Source organism: Segetibacter aerophilus, assembly GCF_007991655.1.
Lineage (GTDB): Bacteria > Bacteroidota > Bacteroidia > Chitinophagales > Chitinophagaceae > Segetibacter > Segetibacter aerophilus.
In genome coordinates this window covers 17,659-35,916 of sequence record NZ_BJYT01000011.1, presented here as the reverse complement: position 1 = coordinate 35,916, position 18,258 = coordinate 17,659, and the positions used below count along the sequence as shown (strand labels likewise).

12 protein-coding genes are annotated in these 18,258 nt (G+C 39.6%); 11 read left to right on the top strand and 1 reads right to left on the bottom strand.

Going from position 1 to position 18,258, the window contains the following annotated elements:
- Nucleotides 1–3 precede the first annotated feature (3 nt).
- Complete coding sequence (locus SAE01_RS14785) at nucleotides 4–801, bottom strand: methyltransferase domain-containing protein (RefSeq protein WP_147204561.1); 798 nt, start codon at nucleotides 799–801, stop codon at nucleotides 4–6.
- Between the two features lie 283 nt (nucleotides 802–1,084).
- Here SAE01_RS14785 and SAE01_RS14780 point away from each other — a divergent pair, with 283 nt between their 5' ends.
- The 11 genes from SAE01_RS14780 to SAE01_RS14730 all read left to right on the top strand — a co-directional run bounded on the left by SAE01_RS14780 (nucleotide 1,085) and on the right by SAE01_RS14730 (nucleotide 18,249).
- Nucleotides 1,085–2,383: a WcaI family glycosyltransferase gene (locus SAE01_RS14780; protein ID WP_147204560.1), complete on the top strand. Its 1,299-nt coding sequence runs from the start codon at nucleotides 1,085–1,087 to the stop codon at nucleotides 2,381–2,383.
- A gap of 703 nt (nucleotides 2,384–3,086) precedes the next feature.
- A complete protein-coding gene (locus SAE01_RS14775; RefSeq protein ID WP_147204559.1) occupies nucleotides 3,087–3,827 on the top strand; it encodes a phosphoadenylyl-sulfate reductase in 741 nt (246 codons plus the stop codon).
- 21 nt (nucleotides 3,828–3,848) lie between these two features.
- Nucleotides 3,849–4,757 (top strand): sulfate adenylyltransferase subunit CysD, encoded by a 909-nt coding sequence (gene cysD / locus SAE01_RS14770; protein ID WP_147204558.1) that lies wholly within the window; start codon nucleotides 3,849–3,851, stop codon nucleotides 4,755–4,757.
- A gap of 210 nt (nucleotides 4,758–4,967) precedes the next feature.
- On the top strand, nucleotides 4,968–6,209 hold the full coding sequence (locus tag SAE01_RS14765; RefSeq protein ID WP_147204557.1) for a sulfate adenylyltransferase subunit 1: 1,242 nt from the start codon (nucleotides 4,968–4,970) through the stop codon (nucleotides 6,207–6,209).
- Between the two features lie 7 nt (nucleotides 6,210–6,216).
- Nucleotides 6,217–7,101, top strand: coding sequence for a serine O-acetyltransferase EpsC (gene epsC, locus SAE01_RS14760; RefSeq protein WP_246113248.1), 885 nt, complete (start codon nucleotides 6,217–6,219; stop codon nucleotides 7,099–7,101).
- A 162-nt stretch (nucleotides 7,102–7,263) separates the two neighbouring features.
- Nucleotides 7,264–8,175, top strand: a complete 912-nt coding sequence (gene cysK, locus SAE01_RS14755) for a cysteine synthase A (RefSeq protein WP_147204556.1) — start codon at nucleotides 7,264–7,266, stop codon at nucleotides 8,173–8,175.
- Between the two features lie 94 nt (nucleotides 8,176–8,269).
- Nucleotides 8,270–9,127 carry a uroporphyrinogen-III C-methyltransferase gene (cobA, locus tag SAE01_RS14750; protein WP_147204555.1) on the top strand — a complete coding sequence of 286 codons (858 nt, stop codon included), beginning with the start codon at nucleotides 8,270–8,272 and terminating at the stop codon, nucleotides 9,125–9,127.
- Nucleotides 9,111–10,826 carry a diflavin oxidoreductase gene (locus SAE01_RS14745; RefSeq protein WP_147204554.1) on the top strand — a complete coding sequence of 572 codons (1,716 nt, stop codon included), beginning with the start codon at nucleotides 9,111–9,113 and terminating at the stop codon, nucleotides 10,824–10,826. The genes cobA and SAE01_RS14745 overlap by 17 nt, the downstream gene beginning before the upstream one ends.
- A gap of 327 nt (nucleotides 10,827–11,153) precedes the next feature.
- Nucleotides 11,154–12,881, top strand: a complete 1,728-nt coding sequence (locus SAE01_RS14740; RefSeq protein ID WP_147204553.1) for an NADPH-dependent assimilatory sulfite reductase hemoprotein subunit — start codon at nucleotides 11,154–11,156, stop codon at nucleotides 12,879–12,881.
- Between the two features lie 87 nt (nucleotides 12,882–12,968).
- Nucleotides 12,969–14,546 (top strand): TSUP family transporter, encoded by a 1,578-nt coding sequence (locus SAE01_RS14735; RefSeq protein WP_147204552.1) that lies wholly within the window; start codon nucleotides 12,969–12,971, stop codon nucleotides 14,544–14,546.
- 460 nt (nucleotides 14,547–15,006) lie between these two features.
- Complete coding sequence (locus SAE01_RS14730; RefSeq protein WP_147204551.1) at nucleotides 15,007–18,249, top strand: SusC/RagA family TonB-linked outer membrane protein; 3,243 nt, start codon at nucleotides 15,007–15,009, stop codon at nucleotides 18,247–18,249.
- Nucleotides 18,250–18,258 lie beyond the last annotated feature (9 nt).

The following is an 18,258-nucleotide window of genomic DNA, read 5'->3' as shown; positions in this document are numbered from 1 at the left end:
AAATCAAGCTGACACCTGCGAAACTTTTCTTGCTACTATTATATAGTGTCGACAAAAATATTGTTTGAAGGGAAACATAAGTCGCACTAGTGGAGTTGAGTATTTAGTTTTATAGTATAAGTAAAGGGTTTGTATAGGGTAGATTAGAATTGCAATTGGAAAAAAAAGTAAGTCCTTAACATAGATAGAGGTATACTTAATTGTTTCTATTTCCAACCCGTTAGTTCTTAATAATCGACAAAGTTCCTGTATAGATACATTTTGTATTAATGTTTCAGAATCCTCAAAAACTGGCTTAAATAATCTAAACCTCCCAAGGAAAAGAAAAAATAATTTATCCAGTATAGTTGCAGAATTATCGTTAGTAATAATAAACGTTCCTTCTGGCGTTAGCCTTTTTGAGCAATTTGAAATAAAACTCAGAGTATTCCCAAACATCATTATACCACTTATCGAAGTAATAAGATCATATGTTTCGTCAGTTAGTAATGAGAATTCTTTTGTCAGATCCATTTTAACGAATCGGGTCTCTTCGACAGCAGGTTCTTGTATGTCTGCTCCTGTAATTTGCGCGCTTGGAAAAATGAGTTTTAAATAACTAGCAAACAACATAGTACCACATGGTAAATCAAGAATTTTAGAGGGTTGTTTTTTTTCAAATCTTTTGGTTAAAAACTTTAAAATCTCTTTATTGACATTTTTTTGAGTTTCCCCCCTCGCCACTGCAAAATTTAAGCGATGCTCGTTTACTGCCTTATTTCTCACCGGACCTTGATCTTCTGTTAATCCCTCTTTTTTCATAAGGTCTAAGATATAGATTAGAACTATAAGTCGCCCAAAAACGCGCAAACAGGAAGGTTAGTTTAAAAGTATACGCCAAATCCAACTTTTTTTCGGCAAAAGGTGTCTATGATGTAGGCAATTGCTTTTAAATAAAATTATTAGTATTTAGAGTAAGCACACTTTTTGCAATTGACTTTATGATTTCAAAAAATGGATATTATTCTAGTCCTATTGCTAGTTTTATCCAGAGAAGCAAGATTTTATTTATGTTATTTTCACAAGCTCGGCTAATTATTATTTTATGGTAAAAAGAAGAATACTGCTTATTGGAGGCAATTATTCTCCTGAACCAACTGGTATAGGTAAGTATAATGGGGAAATGGTTAGATGGTTAGCAGAGCAGGGTAACGACTGCACTGTTGTTACCACCTATCCCTACTACCCCCAATGGAAAGTACAGAGCCCCTATATAAAAAGCTGTTTTTGGTTTACAACTGAATTTCAAAACGTAAGGAACGGGCATCCGATAAAAGTTATTCGTTGTCCGCATTTTGTTCCTAAAAATCCTACCGGACTAAATCGAATGATTTCAGAATTTTCTTTCTTTTTTTCCGCTTACCTGGTTATGATGGTGCTTCTTTTTAAGAAAAAATACGATAATATAATAACCGTTGCACCACCATTTGAAATGGGATTATTAGGAATTTTGTACAAAAAGATAAGAGGCGGAGAATTTTTGTATCATATCCAGGATCTTCAGATAGACGCAGCTCGTGATTTGGCTATTGTAAAGTCCAAACTTATTATTGATATTTTTCTTTCAATAGAAGCATTTATTATTCGTCAAGCTGATACGGTTAGCACCATTTCCAGCGGAATGATCAAAAAGGTAAAGCATAAATACGATAAGGAAATTCGGTTTTTTCCTAATTGGGTAGATATAAGTACTTTTTATCCTCTTCAAAACAGAGATATTCTTAAATCCACTTATGGTTTCAATACTTCGGATAAGATAATATTATATTCTGGCGCAATAGGTAATAAACAGGGGCTAGAAGCAATTTTGGATTGCGCAAAGTGTCTGGAAAATCGGCATGATATCAAGTTTGCCATCTGTGGCTCGGGACCGTACAAAGAAAACCTCATCAAGATGAAGGAGAGGTTGAACTTGCAAAATGTTGTTTTTCTGCCACTTCAACCTCTAAAAATGTTTAACTCTTTTCTTAATATGGCAGACATCCATTTAGTGCTGCAGAAGTCTGGTGCAGGTGATTTGGTGATGCCATCTAAGTTGAGTACGATTTTATCAGTTGGTGGAGTAGCCATTGTAACAGCAAGCAAGGGCACAAGTTTGCATGATGTAATAAGCTCAAATAATTTGGGGATTTTAGTAGAGCCGGACAATAAAGAAGCCTTACTTGATGCAATTACTTCGGCAGTTGACGACGAGTTTAAGGATAAGAAGGAGAATGCTCGACTGTATGCAGAAAATAACTTGTCTGCTCATATTATCCTTGATGACTTTTTTTCTACTGTTTTCAAGATAGATAAAAACAGAATGAAGCCGTCTTTAGGAGGATTTATGGCAAAGATTGCATAACAGAATTATATAACAAGCATTCTTAGAAATAGTAGAACTATAGTATCTGCAGAGAACGTTTTACTGTGGCCGGCTATTTCGCCAAACAGTAAGACATGTCGTCACTATCCAGTACTTCCTCTTTTTCTGTTGCTAATTTTTTTTCGAAAAGCTTACTCAATGACAGGGTGACGACTAAAAAAGATATTACTATCAGTAGAAAGGGTATTGAAAGCAGTACAAATAAAGACTTGATCATAATCCTTCTGTTTTAATATGCCCATTACTTGTTAGAGCGTATAGATAAAAAACGTTGAAAGGATTTTTTTTATTGTTCAAAACTATCTTTCAAATAATTTTTTCCCCTAGTATCATTATCTTTCATCTATTTAAAGTTTAATAATTCCTTCGTCAACGCATTGGCCCAGCGTAGAACGGGTCGCCCTTCATCCATTGCACTAACAACATGTTTTCCGCACGCGAAAAGCAAAAAGGATAATTATTCTCTTCTTGCTTCGCTCTCTCCTCTCTCTCACTGCTACTTTCTCATCTATTTTTCTAGCTACTTCTCACCTAATTCTTACTTTTTTCCTGTTTTCTAAATATTCAGTATTAAATTTTTCCTGCGTCATAGCAGTGTTAAATCATGCAATAAAAGCCTACTCGTTTGGTAGACGATTAATTCTGGCTTAATTTCGCGTTTCCAATCTCATAAAATAATAATATGAGCAACGAGTTTTTGAATATGGTGGAGGATTTACAGAGCCAGGCCAAAGAGTTGTCTATTCCTGAAATGCTTAAATATTTAACAGAAGAATTTCCCGGCCAGGTTACTTTTTCGACGAGTTTTAGCTTCGAAGATCAGGCTATTGCACATAATATTCTTAACAATCAGCTTCCTATAAAGATTTTTACGCTCGATACGGGCCGACTGTTTCCTGAGACTTATTCTGTCTGGAGCGCTACCAACGAGAGATACCATACCAATATAAACGCTTATTATCCTAATGCAGAAATGCTGCAGGAGCTTGTTAGTGAAAGAGGTCCCAACTCTTTTTATGAATCCCCCCAAAACCGAATTGATTGTTGCCACATACGTAAGGTAGAACCATTGAGACGTGCATTAGCAGGCCATGCCATTTGGATTACAGGACTGAGAGCGGAACATTCAGCAAACAGGCATGAAATGCCGATGGTTGAATTTGATGCAAAAAATAATATCATTAAATATCATCCTCTGCTGCACTGGTCTACGGAGGATGTCAGGAATTACATAAATGAATTTAATGTCCCTTACAATATTTTACATGATAGGGGTTTTGTAAGTATAGGCTGTGCCCCTTGTACACGCGCAATAAGACCGGGTGAAGACTTCAGGGCAGGAAGATGGTGGTGGGAAGATAGCAGTAAGAAAGAATGCGGTTTGCACGTTTCTGCACCTGAAACTGCAAATGCAACAAATTGATAAGTTTTTTAAAATGACGATATGAGCCAGTACCAGTTTGATTACCTGGACCAATTAGAATCTGAAGCAATACATATTTTTCGTGAAGTGGCAGGACAATTTGAACGTCCTGCATTGCTGTTCTCAGGGGGCAAGGACTCTATTACCTTGGTTCATCTTGCGCTCAAAGCATTTCGTCCTGGTAAATTTCCTTTTCCCTTAGTACATATAGATACGGGGCACAACTTTCCAGAAGCTTTGGCTTATAGAGATGAGTTAGCCAAAACTATCGGAGAAAAGCTGATAGTGAGAAATGTAGAAGATACTATAAAAGAAAAAGGTCTTACGGAACCTAAGGGAAAGTTTGCCAGTCGCAATGCTTTGCAGACTTACACGCTATTAGACGCTATTGAAGAATTTAAATTCGACGCATTGATTGGTGGTGCGCGGCGAGACGAGGAGAAAGCCCGGGCTAAAGAAAGGATATTTTCTGTCAGAGATGAGTTCGGCCAGTGGAATCCTAAACTTCAACGTCCGGAGTTATGGAATACTTACAATGGTAAGATTCACAAAGGTGAAAACGTTCGTGCGTTTCCTATCAGCAACTGGACTGAATTAGACGTTTGGAACTATATACGGCGCGAAAATATCGAACTCCCTTCTATCTATTTTTCACATGAAAGAGATGTCATCGAGCATGAAGGTCAGCTGGTTGCCGTATCAAAATTTATAACACTTGATCCTACTGACACAGTGCTTAAAAAACAAGTTCGTTACCGCACGGTTGGTGACATGACTTGTACCGCTGCAGTAGAGTCTCATGCATCTCGAATTGATGATATTATCAATGAAATTATTGCCACGAAAACCAGCGAAAGAGGCGAAACGAGGATTGACGACAAGGTATCTGAAGCTGCTATGGAAGACCGGAAAAAGGGCGGATATTTTTAGAAATAGATTTTGAAGGTTTGAAGGATTACAAGGCAGATTTAGCCTACGCCAAAAACAGAAAGAGAAGCGATAAAATTGCTCAATAAAGAAATAGCAGTAAAAGTGAGTGACACAACGGTGCGGGGCCAAGAGACGCACGCTGGTAAGAAAATAAAATTAAAAATAAAAAATCCTTGAATTCACCCTTTGGTTGAATGAGGACAACAGGACATGGATATACTAAGATTTATAACTGCAGGAAGCGTAGACGATGGCAAAAGCACGTTGATCGGACGTCTATTGTACGACAGCAAATCAATACTGATTGATCAGTTAGAGGCAATTGAAAAGCAGAGTAAAAATCGTGAGGATGGAGAGATAGATCTTGCATTATTGACTGACGGCCTCCGTGCAGAACGTGAGCAGGGAATTACGATTGACGTTGCTTATAAATACTTTTCCACGCCTAAGCGAAAGTTTATCATTGCTGATGCTCCTGGTCATATTCAGTATACACGTAACATGGTTACGGGTGCGTCGAACTCAGAATTGGCTATTATTTTAGTAGATGCAAGAAATGGTGTTGCCGAGCAGACTCGTCGGCATTCTATCATTGCATCTTTGCTAAATATTCCGCACATTGTTGTTGCCATTAATAAAATGGACCTGGTTGAATATTCTGAAGATGTCTACAATAATATTGTAATTGATTATACTGAGGTAGCTAAATCACTTGGTCTTAAGGATGTAAAATATATTCCGATAAGTGCCTTAAACGGTGATAACATTGTTGAAAAGTCGGAAAAGTTTCTTTGGTACGAAGGTGAAAGTTTATTGGATCATCTTGAAAAGGTTGAAGTAGCTAACGACATTAATTATACGAGCGCCAGATTTCCGGTACAATATGTTATTCGGCCACAGGTTGATGAACTTCACGACTACCGGGGATACGCAGGTAAGATTATTAGCGGAGTATATCGTAAAGGTGACAGGGCGACTATTCAGCCTTCAGGAATTGAAACAACAATAAAGGCAATCGAAATTGCCGGCAAGGAAGTAGCTGAAGCATATGCACCCCAGAGCGTGGTGATCCACCTGCAGGATGATGTAGATGTAAGCCGCGGAGATATGATTGTTCTGAAGGACAATCAGCCGATCGTTGAACAGGAATTTGAGGCACTTATATGCTGGATGGGAAACAAACCATTAATACCCGGAAATAAGTATTTGTTTCAAATTAATAGTAGGGTAGTCAGAAGTGTGGTGAGGGATATTGAATATAAGTTGGACGTTAATACGCTTCAAAAAATCGACTCTCCTGCAAAAGCTGAGTTGAACGATATTATAAAAGCTACTATAAAAACCGCTTCACCAATTCCTATGGACTCTTATAAAGATTTACGTGAAAACGGCGGTGCTATTTTAATTGATGAAACAAGTTTCGTTACTGTGGGTGCTTGCATGATACAATAGAAACAATATGGAAAAAGATTTCCCGTGTGTTGAACCACTTCAAAAGGACAAGAGAAAAGAAATGAACCAGACGGACTTCATAACGGCAGTCTTTAAAAGAAACACTACTTGTTTTCGGGGTTTCCCTGATAAACAGATAGCGGAGGATTTTATAGACGAACTATTTTTTTTCCTGTTTGGTACACACGAAAAGAAGCTTGGGCAAGACAAACTTGAGCAACAATATGAAAGTATAAAAAGCACCTTTTCAGCCCTTTTATACGAATTGATCAAAGATGAAGCACTGGTCAAGCAGCACACCCGAAGCTTGTTCGATGCAATTCCTTCAATTTATCAGCACCTCCTTTTAGATGCTGAAGCTATTGTGAAATTCGACCCCGCCGCTCAATCTATTGAAGAAGTGTTAGTAGCTTATCCCGGGTTTTATGCAACTGCTATTTACCGTATTTCTCATCAGTTACATGAACAGGGAATTAGAACGTTGCCAAGGTTGCTATCAGAATACGCACATAGCAAAACAGGGATAGATATACATCCCGGAGCACAAATAGGTGACTCTTTTTTTATTGACCATGGAACCGGTATTGTTGTGGGTGAAACTGCCGTGATTGGAAATAATGTAAAAATTTACCAGGGGGTTACGCTGGGTGCATTGAATGTTGCCAAGAGTGCTGCGAGCACTAAGCGGCATCCGACCATCGAAGACAATGTGATAATATATTCCGGCGCTACCATATTGGGCGGTGACACTATAATCGGTCATGATTGTATCATCGGTGGAAATGTTTGGCTAACCTATAGCGTTCCACCTTTTTCGGTCGTTTATCACAAAAGTGAAATTCAGGTGAGAGACAAAAATCCCTTGCCTGAAGCACTGAATTTTGTTATCTAGTTTGAACAAAAAAGTGGGATAAATGCGACTTACGTAAATTGTAGAGTTGAGTATTCACTTCCTCTTCGCGAGGAGAGGGCCGGATTAAGGCGGCAGGATTGAAGCCGCGAAAGAGTTTTAAACCAGGGTCGATTAAAATATAAATGCTTGGTGAAATAAGTCATGAAAGCTCAAAATATATTAGAAACTATTGGCAATACTCCGCATGTCCGGATCAATAAGTTATTTAGTTCGGACTATGAGGTATGGATTAAGCTCGAAAAAAATAACCCCGGTGCAAGCATCAAAGACAGAATTGCTTTGGCAATGATTGAAGATGCTGAAGCAAAAGGTTTACTGAAAGAGGGTAGCGTAATAGTTGAACCAACTTCAGGAAATACTGGTATAGGCTTAGCAGTGGTTGCAGCCGTAAAAGGGTATAAACTAATTTTAGTGATGCCCGAGAGTATGAGTATCGAGCGAAGAAGGTTAATGGCAATATATGGGGCTGAATTTGTTTTAACGCCACGTGAAAAAGGAATGAGAGGTGCTATTGATACGGCAACTGAGATAGTTTCAACCACACCAAATGCATGGATGCCTGCTCAGTTTGATAATCCTGCTAATACAGAAATTCATCGTCGTACAACCGCCCAGGAAGTATTGAAGGATTTTCCTGATGGATTGGATTATATTATTACAGGTGTTGGCACTGGCGGACACATCACAGCTTTGAGTGAAATTCTAAAAGAAAAATGGCCTGACCTGAAAGTGCTTGCGGTTGAGCCGGCTTTGTCTCCTGTTATTAGCGGCGGGGCTCCCGGTCCTCATCCATTGCAGGGTTTGGGTGCAGGATTTATTCCTGGTAACCTAAATGTGAGCGTGCTGGACGGAACTATCCAAGTACAAAAGGAAGAAGCTTTTGAATATGCGCAACGAGTAGCAAGGGAAGAAGGCATTTTGGTAGGTATTTCATCAGGAGCAGCGTTGGCGGCAGTAGCCAAAAAATTGCCTGAAATACCAAAAGGTTCAAGAGTGTTGACCTTCTGCTACGATACAGGCGAAAGATATTTATCGATAGAAGGATTGTTTTAAATAGCTCTCGCAGAGAACCGGGGAGTCGCAAAAAAAGTTTAAATATTTTTTCTGCGATCTCTGCGCCTTCAGTGAGAAAACAACAGATTACAAAATGATAACCGGAAGACAACAGGTACGAGGAAAAGTGATACTGGCGGGTGCTGGTCCGGGAGATCCTGGGTTGATTACGGTAAAGACAGCAAGATATCTGCAGCAGGCAGATGTAGTATTGACGGACAGGTTAGTAAGTGAAGAGATCCTAAACGAGTATGTAAAGCCTGATACAGAAATTGTATATGTAGGAAAGCAATGTCGCAGAGGTGTATCAACTCCTCAGCAAACCATTAATGAACTGATAGTGCAATTTGCACTTGAAGGAAAATTAGTGGTTAGATTGAAAGGTGGCGACGTGTCTATCTTCTCCAACATTATGGATGAACTTGAAACAGTAGTTTCTAATAATATCCCTTATGAAATTGTTCCCGGCGTTACTGCCGCTTTGGGCGCTGCCGCTTCTGCAGGTATTCCCTTAACAGCACGGGGATATTCTACCGCCGTTCGTTTACTTACTTATTACAAATCTGATATTGTTTCTGACGAATACTGGAAGGAACTGGCCGAGACAAATGACACGCTTGTTTTCTACATGTCATCAGAAACATTACAAAATGTAGTAGAGAAGCTCACAGAAAATAACATAGCAGAAGACAAGCTGTTGGCAGTTGTTGAACAAGCAACTACGCCCTTGCAAAATCTTCACATCTGCAGCTTATACAATTACGACGAACAGTTGAAACTGCAGTCATTTATATCACCTTCTTTAGTAATCATAGGAAAAGTGGTGGCTTTGCACGAACAATTTAAATGGCTCGAAAACAGTCATAGTACCGAATATTACTTTAAGCCGGTTAACCAATTAACCGCGATAGAAAATTTGAATAAAGCAACTTTAAATGCTACAAGAGTCTAAACTAAAAACCTTCCTCGATTTTGTAGGCACTTTAACCCGAGACGAAAAAATATGGGTTAACGGCTACTTATCAGGTTTAATCTCAGACGGACAATCGCAGCCGGAAGTTTCTGCTGCCGTCAAACCCGTTACGAGTAAGATTACGATTACCTATGGTACAGAAACAGGTAACTCAAAAAGGTTAGCTTCTGATTTTGCCGCAAAAGCAAAAAAGAGTGGAATTAATGCCAAAGTAATTAGCCTCGATCAATACAGGCTAAATGATATAGCAAAAGAAAATTATTTTCTAGCCATCGTAAGTACGCACGGCGAAGGTGAGCCACCTGCTGCTGCGAAGAAGTTTTACGATTACATCCACGAGAACACCTTAGAACTTAACAAGCTCAAATACGGCGTACTTGCGCTAGGCGATACATCGTATCCGTTGTTTGCTACTGCCGGTGAAGAGGTTGATAGTCGATTAAATAAACTGGGAGGAGAACGACTTGTTCCCTTGCAAAAGTGCGATGTTGATTATGAGAGTGATGCGGAAGGCTGGTTCATGCAAGTAATGCACCAGTTGACTAAGAGCTCAAACGGTAGTGTAAACGGTAACGGTTCAGTTTCGGTTACTGCGCCCGCTGTTGCTAAAAAATCAACGGGTAAGAAGATTTATACCGGCACTATTTTAACCAACATTAATCTCAATGACAGGGGCTCTAATAAAGAAACCCACCATATAGAAATCGCGGCTGATGATATAGAGTACTTGCCTGGTGACTCTTTAGGTGTGATACCAGAGAACCCATTGAGAATAGTTGAACCTATTGTCGAACTCTTAAATATAGATAGGGAAAAAACTTTCAGCTTTCGAAGTGAAGAGGTTACCGCGTTCGAGCTTTTAAGGAAAAAGCTCAATATTTTCTATTTGCCTGAAAGGGTAGTGAGCAAATATGCAGCGCTGGTAGGTCAGGATATTCCTTCAACTAAAATTGCCTTATTGGATTTATTGAAAATTTATCCCTTAAAAGACAATAGCCAGTTTGATGAATTGATTGAAATACTCGAGCCAATTGCGCCACGCTTGTATTCGATTTCATCGTCCCCTGAAGCACATAGCGGCGAAGTTCATGTGACGGTCGCACGCGACAAATTTCATGTAAACGATGAATGGAAGTGCGGCTTGTGTTCCGATTACCTGTCCCAGTTAACAGTCGATAGTAGCATTGAATTCTACATACATAAAAACAGCCAGTTCCGTTTGCCCGAGGATGATAAAGACATTATCATGATCGGCCCCGGAACAGGTATTGCCCCTTTCCGTTCGTTTCTGGCGCATCGTGATGCAACTGGTGCTACCGGTCGTAACTGGTTATTTTTTGGCGATCAGCATTTCGTCACCGATTTTCTCTACCAGACAGAATTACAAAACTGGAAAGACTCCGGAACGCTTACCAAAATCAATCTTGCCTTCTCGCGAGACCAGAAAGAGAAAATTTATGTGCAGCATAAGATGCTGCAAAATGGAGCAGAATTTTACGATTGGATAAGCAATGGCGCTTCTATTTATGTGTGTGGTGCTAAGGAACCCATGAGCGCCGACGTAGAAGATACTCTGATGCAAATAGTGGAGAAGTTTGGAAACAAAACCATCGAAGAAGCTGTTCAGTTTGTAGAGCAGTTGAAAGAAGACGGAAGGTATTTGAAGGATGTGTATTAAAAACCGGGTTTTTAAGATATTGGATAGCCCACAAATAACCTTTGACTCCCTCTCCGCGAGGAGAGGGCCGGGGTGAGGCGACAAATGATTTTTAGTAACGAGCATTTGAATGAATATCAACATTGTTGTGTCACTCACTTGTACTGCAGCATAGTTTGGATCTTTTTTAAAGAATATTCGGAAAGTGATAAAATCGAAAATTTCAGCTCAGTTATGAATCGAAATTTCTGAAAAAAAGGGGCTGAATGAAGAACAAACTGCACAAGAGTGCGACGCAACAAAAGTATTATAGTAGCAATTGGCTGGGCCAATAAAAAATAAAATATTATGGCTGAAAATAACGAGAACCTTTCGTCAACCGAAAGAATAAAGACGGCAAGTGATAACCTGAGGGGAACGTTTGTAGAAAGCCTCGCAAACGAAATTACCGGCAGCATTAATGAAGACGATATTGCGCTGGTACGTTTTCATGGAATGTACGTGCAAGACGATCGCGACCGCCGCGATGAACGTGCAGAAAAGAAGCTTGAACGTTTGTATTCATTCATGATACGCCTGCGCCTTACCGGTGGTTTGATAACTCCTCAACAATACATTGCACTTCACAATATAGCAGGAGAGAACTCTACTGGTGTACTTAAGATTACTACAAGGCAAACGATACAGTTGCATGGCGTTTTAAAATCGAAGGTAAAACCTACGCTGAAAGCGTTTAATGAAGCAGGCCTTACTACGATTGCAACGTGCGGCGATATCAATCGTAACGTATTATGCACTTCTCATCCAAAACAATCACCGCTTCATGCTGAAATATTTCAATTCGCACAGGAAATAGCCGCGAAGCTTTTGCCTAAAACAAATGCTTATTACGAGATCTGGCTCGACGGCGAAAAGCTGGTTGAAAAAGAACTTGAAAAAGATGAGTTGTATCAAAACAGGTACATGCCTCGTAAGTTCAAAATTGCAATTGCTATTCCGCCAAATAATGATGTGGATGTTTTAGCCAATGATCTTGGTTTAATTGCCATTATAGAAAATGGGCAGTTAAAAGGTTTCAACCTTGCAATAGGTGGGGGTATGTCTGCTACTCATGGTAACGCGGATCATTATGCACGTCTTGCATCAGTCATAGGTTATGTTGAGGGAAAAGAAAAAACGTTGAAAGCGGTGTACGAGGTGTTAACCACTCAAAGAGATTACGGCAACCGAAGCGACAGAAAACTAGCAAGGTTAAAATATACAGTAGACCGTTTAGGCGAAGATTGGTGGAAAGCAGAGCTCGCAAGAAGAAGTGGATTTGAATTGGAGCCGGCAAGACCTTTTAGTTTTGAATCCCGCCGTGACTATTACGGTTGGGAGCAAAACCATGAAGGTTTATGGTACTACACACTTTTTGTAGAAAATGGAAGGGTTTTAGATGATGAAAATGTTGCCTTAAAATCAGCGCTGCTTGAAATTGCAAAAACAGGCAAAGCAAACTTTGTATTTACCTGCAACCAGAATTTAATAGTATCAGACATTAAGCAGGAAGACAAAGCTATTGTTGAGGAAATATTAGAGCGGTTTAGAATTATTGAACATACAGAAAATGCATCTATAATTCGTAAAAACGCTATCGCTTGTGTCGCCCTAAATACTTGCCCGCTCGCTCTTGCTGAAGGTCAACGATACATGCCCGTCTTACTTTCTAAAATTGAACCCCTGCTAATAAAGCATAATCTGATAATGGATGAAATAGTCATGAGAATGACTGGTTGTCCTAACGGTTGTGCACGACCTTTTGCTGCTGAGATTGGTTTTGTTGGCACAAGTCTCGGTAAATACAATTTGCACTTAGGGGGAGATAGGATTGGTGAACGCCTAAATAAATTATATAAGGAAAGCTTGAACGAAGATGAAATTCTCTCAGAATTAGATTTCTTGTTTGAGACTTATGAAAATGAAAAAACTGGTGATGAAACCTTTGGCGATTTTGCGCATAAAAGGTGGATGAATAGCGCTTCCTTAACCCGAACTGCAAGTAGCTTTAGTGAAGTAAATCTACCCCAGCCATAAAGGGAGAAGAGAGCGAACTTAAATTAAACGACTAATTTCTACTGCTGTACAAGTTTCCTTCTTCCAAATTGGAAGAAAAGCACTCGAATGAAAGTAAATGAACCTCCCTCCGGCGGCAGCGAACTCTCTCTAGGGAATAGGGTAACAAACAATCTTTTTCCGGTTTTTCTAAAACTGGAGCAGATGCGTCTTTTAATAGTGGGAGGTGGGAATATTGGGTTAGAAAAACTTACCACCGTTTTACAAAACTCTCCCTCGACTAAAATAAATTTAGTAAGTATTAAGATCGCGGAGGACATTAAGCAGCTTGCTATACGACATTCGAATATTCAGTTGCAGGAAAAAGCATTTGAAGAAAATGATCTTTTTTCTGCAGATATCGTAATAACAGCCTTAAGCGATCATAGGGCAAGTGAAGAGATTTGTTCACTTGCTAAAAAACATGGAAAGCTCATCAACGCTGCCGATAAACCTGACTTGTGTGATTTTTACTTAGGTAGTGTCGTTAAAAAAGGCAGCTTGAAAATCGCCATCTCCACAAACGGCAAATCTCCAACTATAGCAAAACGCCTAAAGGAAGTTATCAGTAATATGCTTCCCGATGAAATGGAAAACGTGCTTGAAAACATGCAAAGCTTGCGAAATGGTTTGCAGGGAGATTTTAACGAAAAAGTAAAAAAACTCAATGATTTAACCAAAGTGTTGGTGACCAAGCAGGTTGAACCCGATACGATTAAAAAGAAAGACGACAAGCAGTGGCAAAGGGTTGTGAAGTGGTGCTTGTTTGCTTTTTTATTTATGATTGTTGGTCATGGCGTGCTTTCATATGTTCCCTATGATAAGATTATTGACAGCGTAAAAACCTTACCCGATCATATCGACACGCGATCTTTTTTGATAATGCTCCTGACTGGTTTTCTTGCTCAAATGACGGACGGTTCTTTGGGTATGGGTTACGGTACTATTTCTACAACCTTTTTGTTGGCTAATGGTGTGCCTCCTGCCATCGTTAGTAGCCGCGTTCATTCGGCAAGAGTTTTCTCCAGTGGTGTTTCAGGATACAGTCATCACCGATTTGGTAACATCAACAAAAAGCTTTTTCGCGCTTTGGTCATCCCTGGTGTTATCGGTGCAATCATTGGCGCTTCCCTTGCTTTTTTAGGTCAGCAATATTCCTCTTTTGTTCGCATTCCACTTTCGATTTATACACTCTACCTTGGGTATTACATTGTAAGGAAAGCATTCGGTAAAAGAAATTTCAGTGACAAAGTAAAAAGGGCTGGCTGGCTTGCTTCTGCCGGTGGTTTTATGGATGCTTTTGCAGGCGGAGGCTGGGGTACATTGGTAACAAGTACGCTCATTGCAAAAAGAAGAAGCGCACGTTATGTAATCGGCTCTGTTTGTTTAGCTGAATTTTTTGTTGTGCTAGCAAGTTCAATAACCTTTTTTATTCTTCTAAAAAGCATTCCTCTCGTGGATGTCTTAGGTTTAATCTTTGGCGGATTGATTGCTGCTCCAATTGCTGCGCGACTTGTAGGAAAACTTCCTCTAAAAACTATGTTTATAATTGTAGGTTCCTTTGTTATTTTAACAAGCCTAAATACTCTTTACAAATCATCTGTTCAAGTTTTTCAGGATGGTGCCGATACTGCTCATAAACAATAAGTATAAAAATACCTGCGGCATCCATTCTTTCTTTGCTCTACCTCTCTTTCATTTAAAAAACATTTTTTTTAAATGTTAAATTACGTTTACATTTATGCCGATTATAAACGGTTGTTTGTCGATTTTACCATTTGTTGATTTGTAAGTAGATGAAATAGTGATTGTTCTACAAGAATTAAATCTTTTTACAACTAATCAAGGAACTGAGAAAAGTATCTCTCACTCTTTTTTTTAAAATTAATAGACTCCCGTTTATTCCCCAATATCCTTTAGAACATAGTAGTGTTTCTCATTACAAGTGTTGCCAACAATAATCCATTTACTAAAACGATTCTTCAAATGATTAAAATTTACATTGAAACCTCCATTCGTCCTCCTTGTAACTTTTCATCTTTTTCAAAGGTTACCTATAACTCAAAACCCTTCTTACATTCTATTTTTTAAAAATTAGACCTTCACTATGAAAATTTGCTTGCTTAGTCGAAAAGGTGCTCAAAAGCTTTATGCCGGCTTTAGCCCTCATCCCCGAAAGTTGAAATTTCTTCTTTTGATTACCCTTAGTTTTCTCTCTTTCAATCTTTTTGCTCAGCAAAGGATTACTGGTAGAGTTACAGACAGAGACTCTTCTTTAGAAGGGGTTACCATTATGGTAAAAGGTGGAACGGCAGCTACTCAAACCGATTCCAAGGGAAATTTTACAATTACAGCTCCTTCCAATGCTACCCTGGTAGTTAGTAACGTAGGTTACGCAAACCAGGAAGTTAAAGTTGGAGGACGTTCTTCAATTAATATTCAAATGCTTGCCGCAGCTGGGCAACTGACAGATGTCGTAGTGGTCGGTTATGGTACTCAGAAAAAAGTTACCGTTACAGGTTCGGTGGCGACTGTTAAAGGGACCGAGTTAGAAAAATCGCCTACAGTTAACCTATCCAACTCGCTAGCGGGAAGATTACCAGGTGTAACTGCAATAAATTCGGGTGGCGAGCCAGGTTTTGATGGTTCAACGATCCGTATTCGGGGTACAAACACAACGGGAAATAGCTCGGCGCTAATTGTTATTGACGGTGTTCCTGATCGTGCGGGTGGATTGGATAGGATCAACCCGGCCGATATAGAAAGCATGTCTATTTTGAAGGATGCCTCTGCTGCTATTTACGGTTCTCGTGCCGCAAATGGTGTTATTCTAATTACTACTAAACAAGGAAAGAGTGGTAAGCCTGTAATTACTTATGATTTTAATAAAGGTTTTGCCCAACCAACTCGAATTCCTGCTTTGGCTGATGCGGTTCAATACACCGAGTTATTGAATGAGCAAACGCTGTTTAGCAGTATTCCTGTTAGCCAATGGGGTGCAGCCTGGGATGCCTTCAAAAAAACCGGTACTTATAAACGTACTGACAACAACGTTACAGTTAATGCTCCCTTTCAGCCGGCTGATATACAAAAATACGCAGACGGATCAGACCCTTGGGGCCATCCAAATACAGATTGGTTCAAAACAACTATGAAAACGTGGTCACCTCAGGATCGCCATGGTCTTCAAATTAGTGGTGGGTCAGAAAACATCCGTTTTCTTGCTTCTGCTGGTTACGAAAATCAGGACGCTTATTATAAGAATTCTGCCACAGGGTATAAGCAGTATGACATGCGGATAAACCTGGATGCAAAAGTGAACAAGTACATTAATGCAAATATTGGACTTACCGCCAGAGAAGAGTATCGCTTTTTTCCAACAGAAAGTGCCGGTACTGTGTTCAGAATGCTAATGCGTGGAAAGCCAACTGAGCCGGAAGTTTGGCCCAATGGTTTGCCGGGACCTGATATCGAAAACGGACAAAACCCTATTGTAATTACCACAAGTGCCACAGGGTACGACAGGGATAAAAGAGATTATTTTCAAACAAATGGAAAAATTGATTTTTCTAATCCTTGGATAGAAGGATTGAAAGTTTCTTTAAGCGGAGCTGTTGATAAATTCAGCAGGGGCACAAGAAGATTTCAAACCCCATGGTATTTGTATAACTGGGATAAGAGAAGTTATGAGGCCGATGGTAAAACTCCATTGCTTCAAAAGAGTGTACGTTCGACCTTTGCTGACCCTCGTTTAACTCAGGGTAATGAGAACGCACTAAATATAAACCTGACAGCCTTACTTACATATGATCACACATTCGGCGATCATACTGTTGGTTTCTTAGCCGGTACTACTAAAGAAACCAGGAATGCAGATAACTTCAACGCCTTCAGAAGATATTTTATTTCTCCTGCTGTAGACCAACTTTTTGCTGGTGGTGCTGCTGAGCAAAATGTCGGAGGTTCAGCATCTAACCAGGCTCGTCTAAGTTATTTTGGTCGGGTTGCGTACAACTACAGAGAGAAGTATTTGGCTGAGTTCTTATGGAGAAATGATGGATCATACATTTTTCCTGAGGACAAGCGCTTCGGATTTTTCCCAGGTGTATTGGTTGGATGGAACATTTCAAAAGAGAACTTTTTCAAGGTACCTTTTGTTAATAATTTAAAAATCCGTGCGTCTTATGGTCAGTTAGGGAATGATAGGATTGCTGAATACCAGTATCTACCGACGTATGCTTTTGGAACTCAGGTCATCAACTCTGCTGTTCAAACTACACTTAGAGAGCGTGTTGTACCTAATCCAGATATCACATGGGAGGTTGCAAATAATTCAGACATTGGTTTAGAAGGATCCTTATTCAATAACAAGGTTTTCTTCGAATTGGATTACTTCTATAACAAACGTTCAAAAATTCTTATCCCACGTGGCGGTTCAACTCCTTCGTCTTCTGGAATTAGATCTTTGCTTCCACCAGTGAACTTAGGTAAACTCGATAACAAAGGATATGAATTTAGAGTTGGTTATAACGGCAAAGCGGGCGACCTTACCTTTAGCGTTAGCGTAAATGGTGGTTATGCTAAGAACAAGATTATTTTTTGGGATGAGGCCCCTGGTCTTCAGCCTTATCAGACTTCGACCGGACGTTCATATGGTACAAACGGAGCTAATTTCTTAGCTTATGTATATGATGGTGTTTTCAGGGATGAAAAAGAAATTGCTGCAAATACAATAAACTATAGTGCGGCAACAGGTACACTTCGTCCAGGTGACATGAAGTTTAAAGATGTAGGCGGTCCTGGTGCAGATGGCGCACCCGACGGAAAAATTGATAGCTGGGATAGAGTAAGATTAGACAAAAACAGGGACCCAACTTTTACCGGTGGTATGAGTTTAAATATGCAGTATCACAACTTTGATCTGTCCCTTCTTATGCAAGGTGCAACTGGTGGATTGCTTTTATTTAATGTGCATGAAACAGGTGATTTTGGAAACTATTTGAAGTATAGTTATGAGCACCGCTGGTCAGTTGATAATCCTAGCAGTGTAGATCCACGTCTCGCGAACAGGGGTAATACTTATTACACTAACGACGGACAAAACTTTGGAAATAATACTTATTTTTTAAGACCTAGTAATTACCTGCGTCTTAAGAACATAGAGATCGGTTATAATCTTGGTGGTTTGGGCAAGAAGATTGGTATCAGCAGATTTAAGGTGTATGTAAATGCTTTGAACCTTTATACATGGGATAAGATGAAAATCTGGGATCCTGAGTCGACTGCATCAAATGGTCAGTACTATCCACAATCAAGAATCATCAATACGGGTGTAAGAGTAACGTTTTAAAAATAAAAT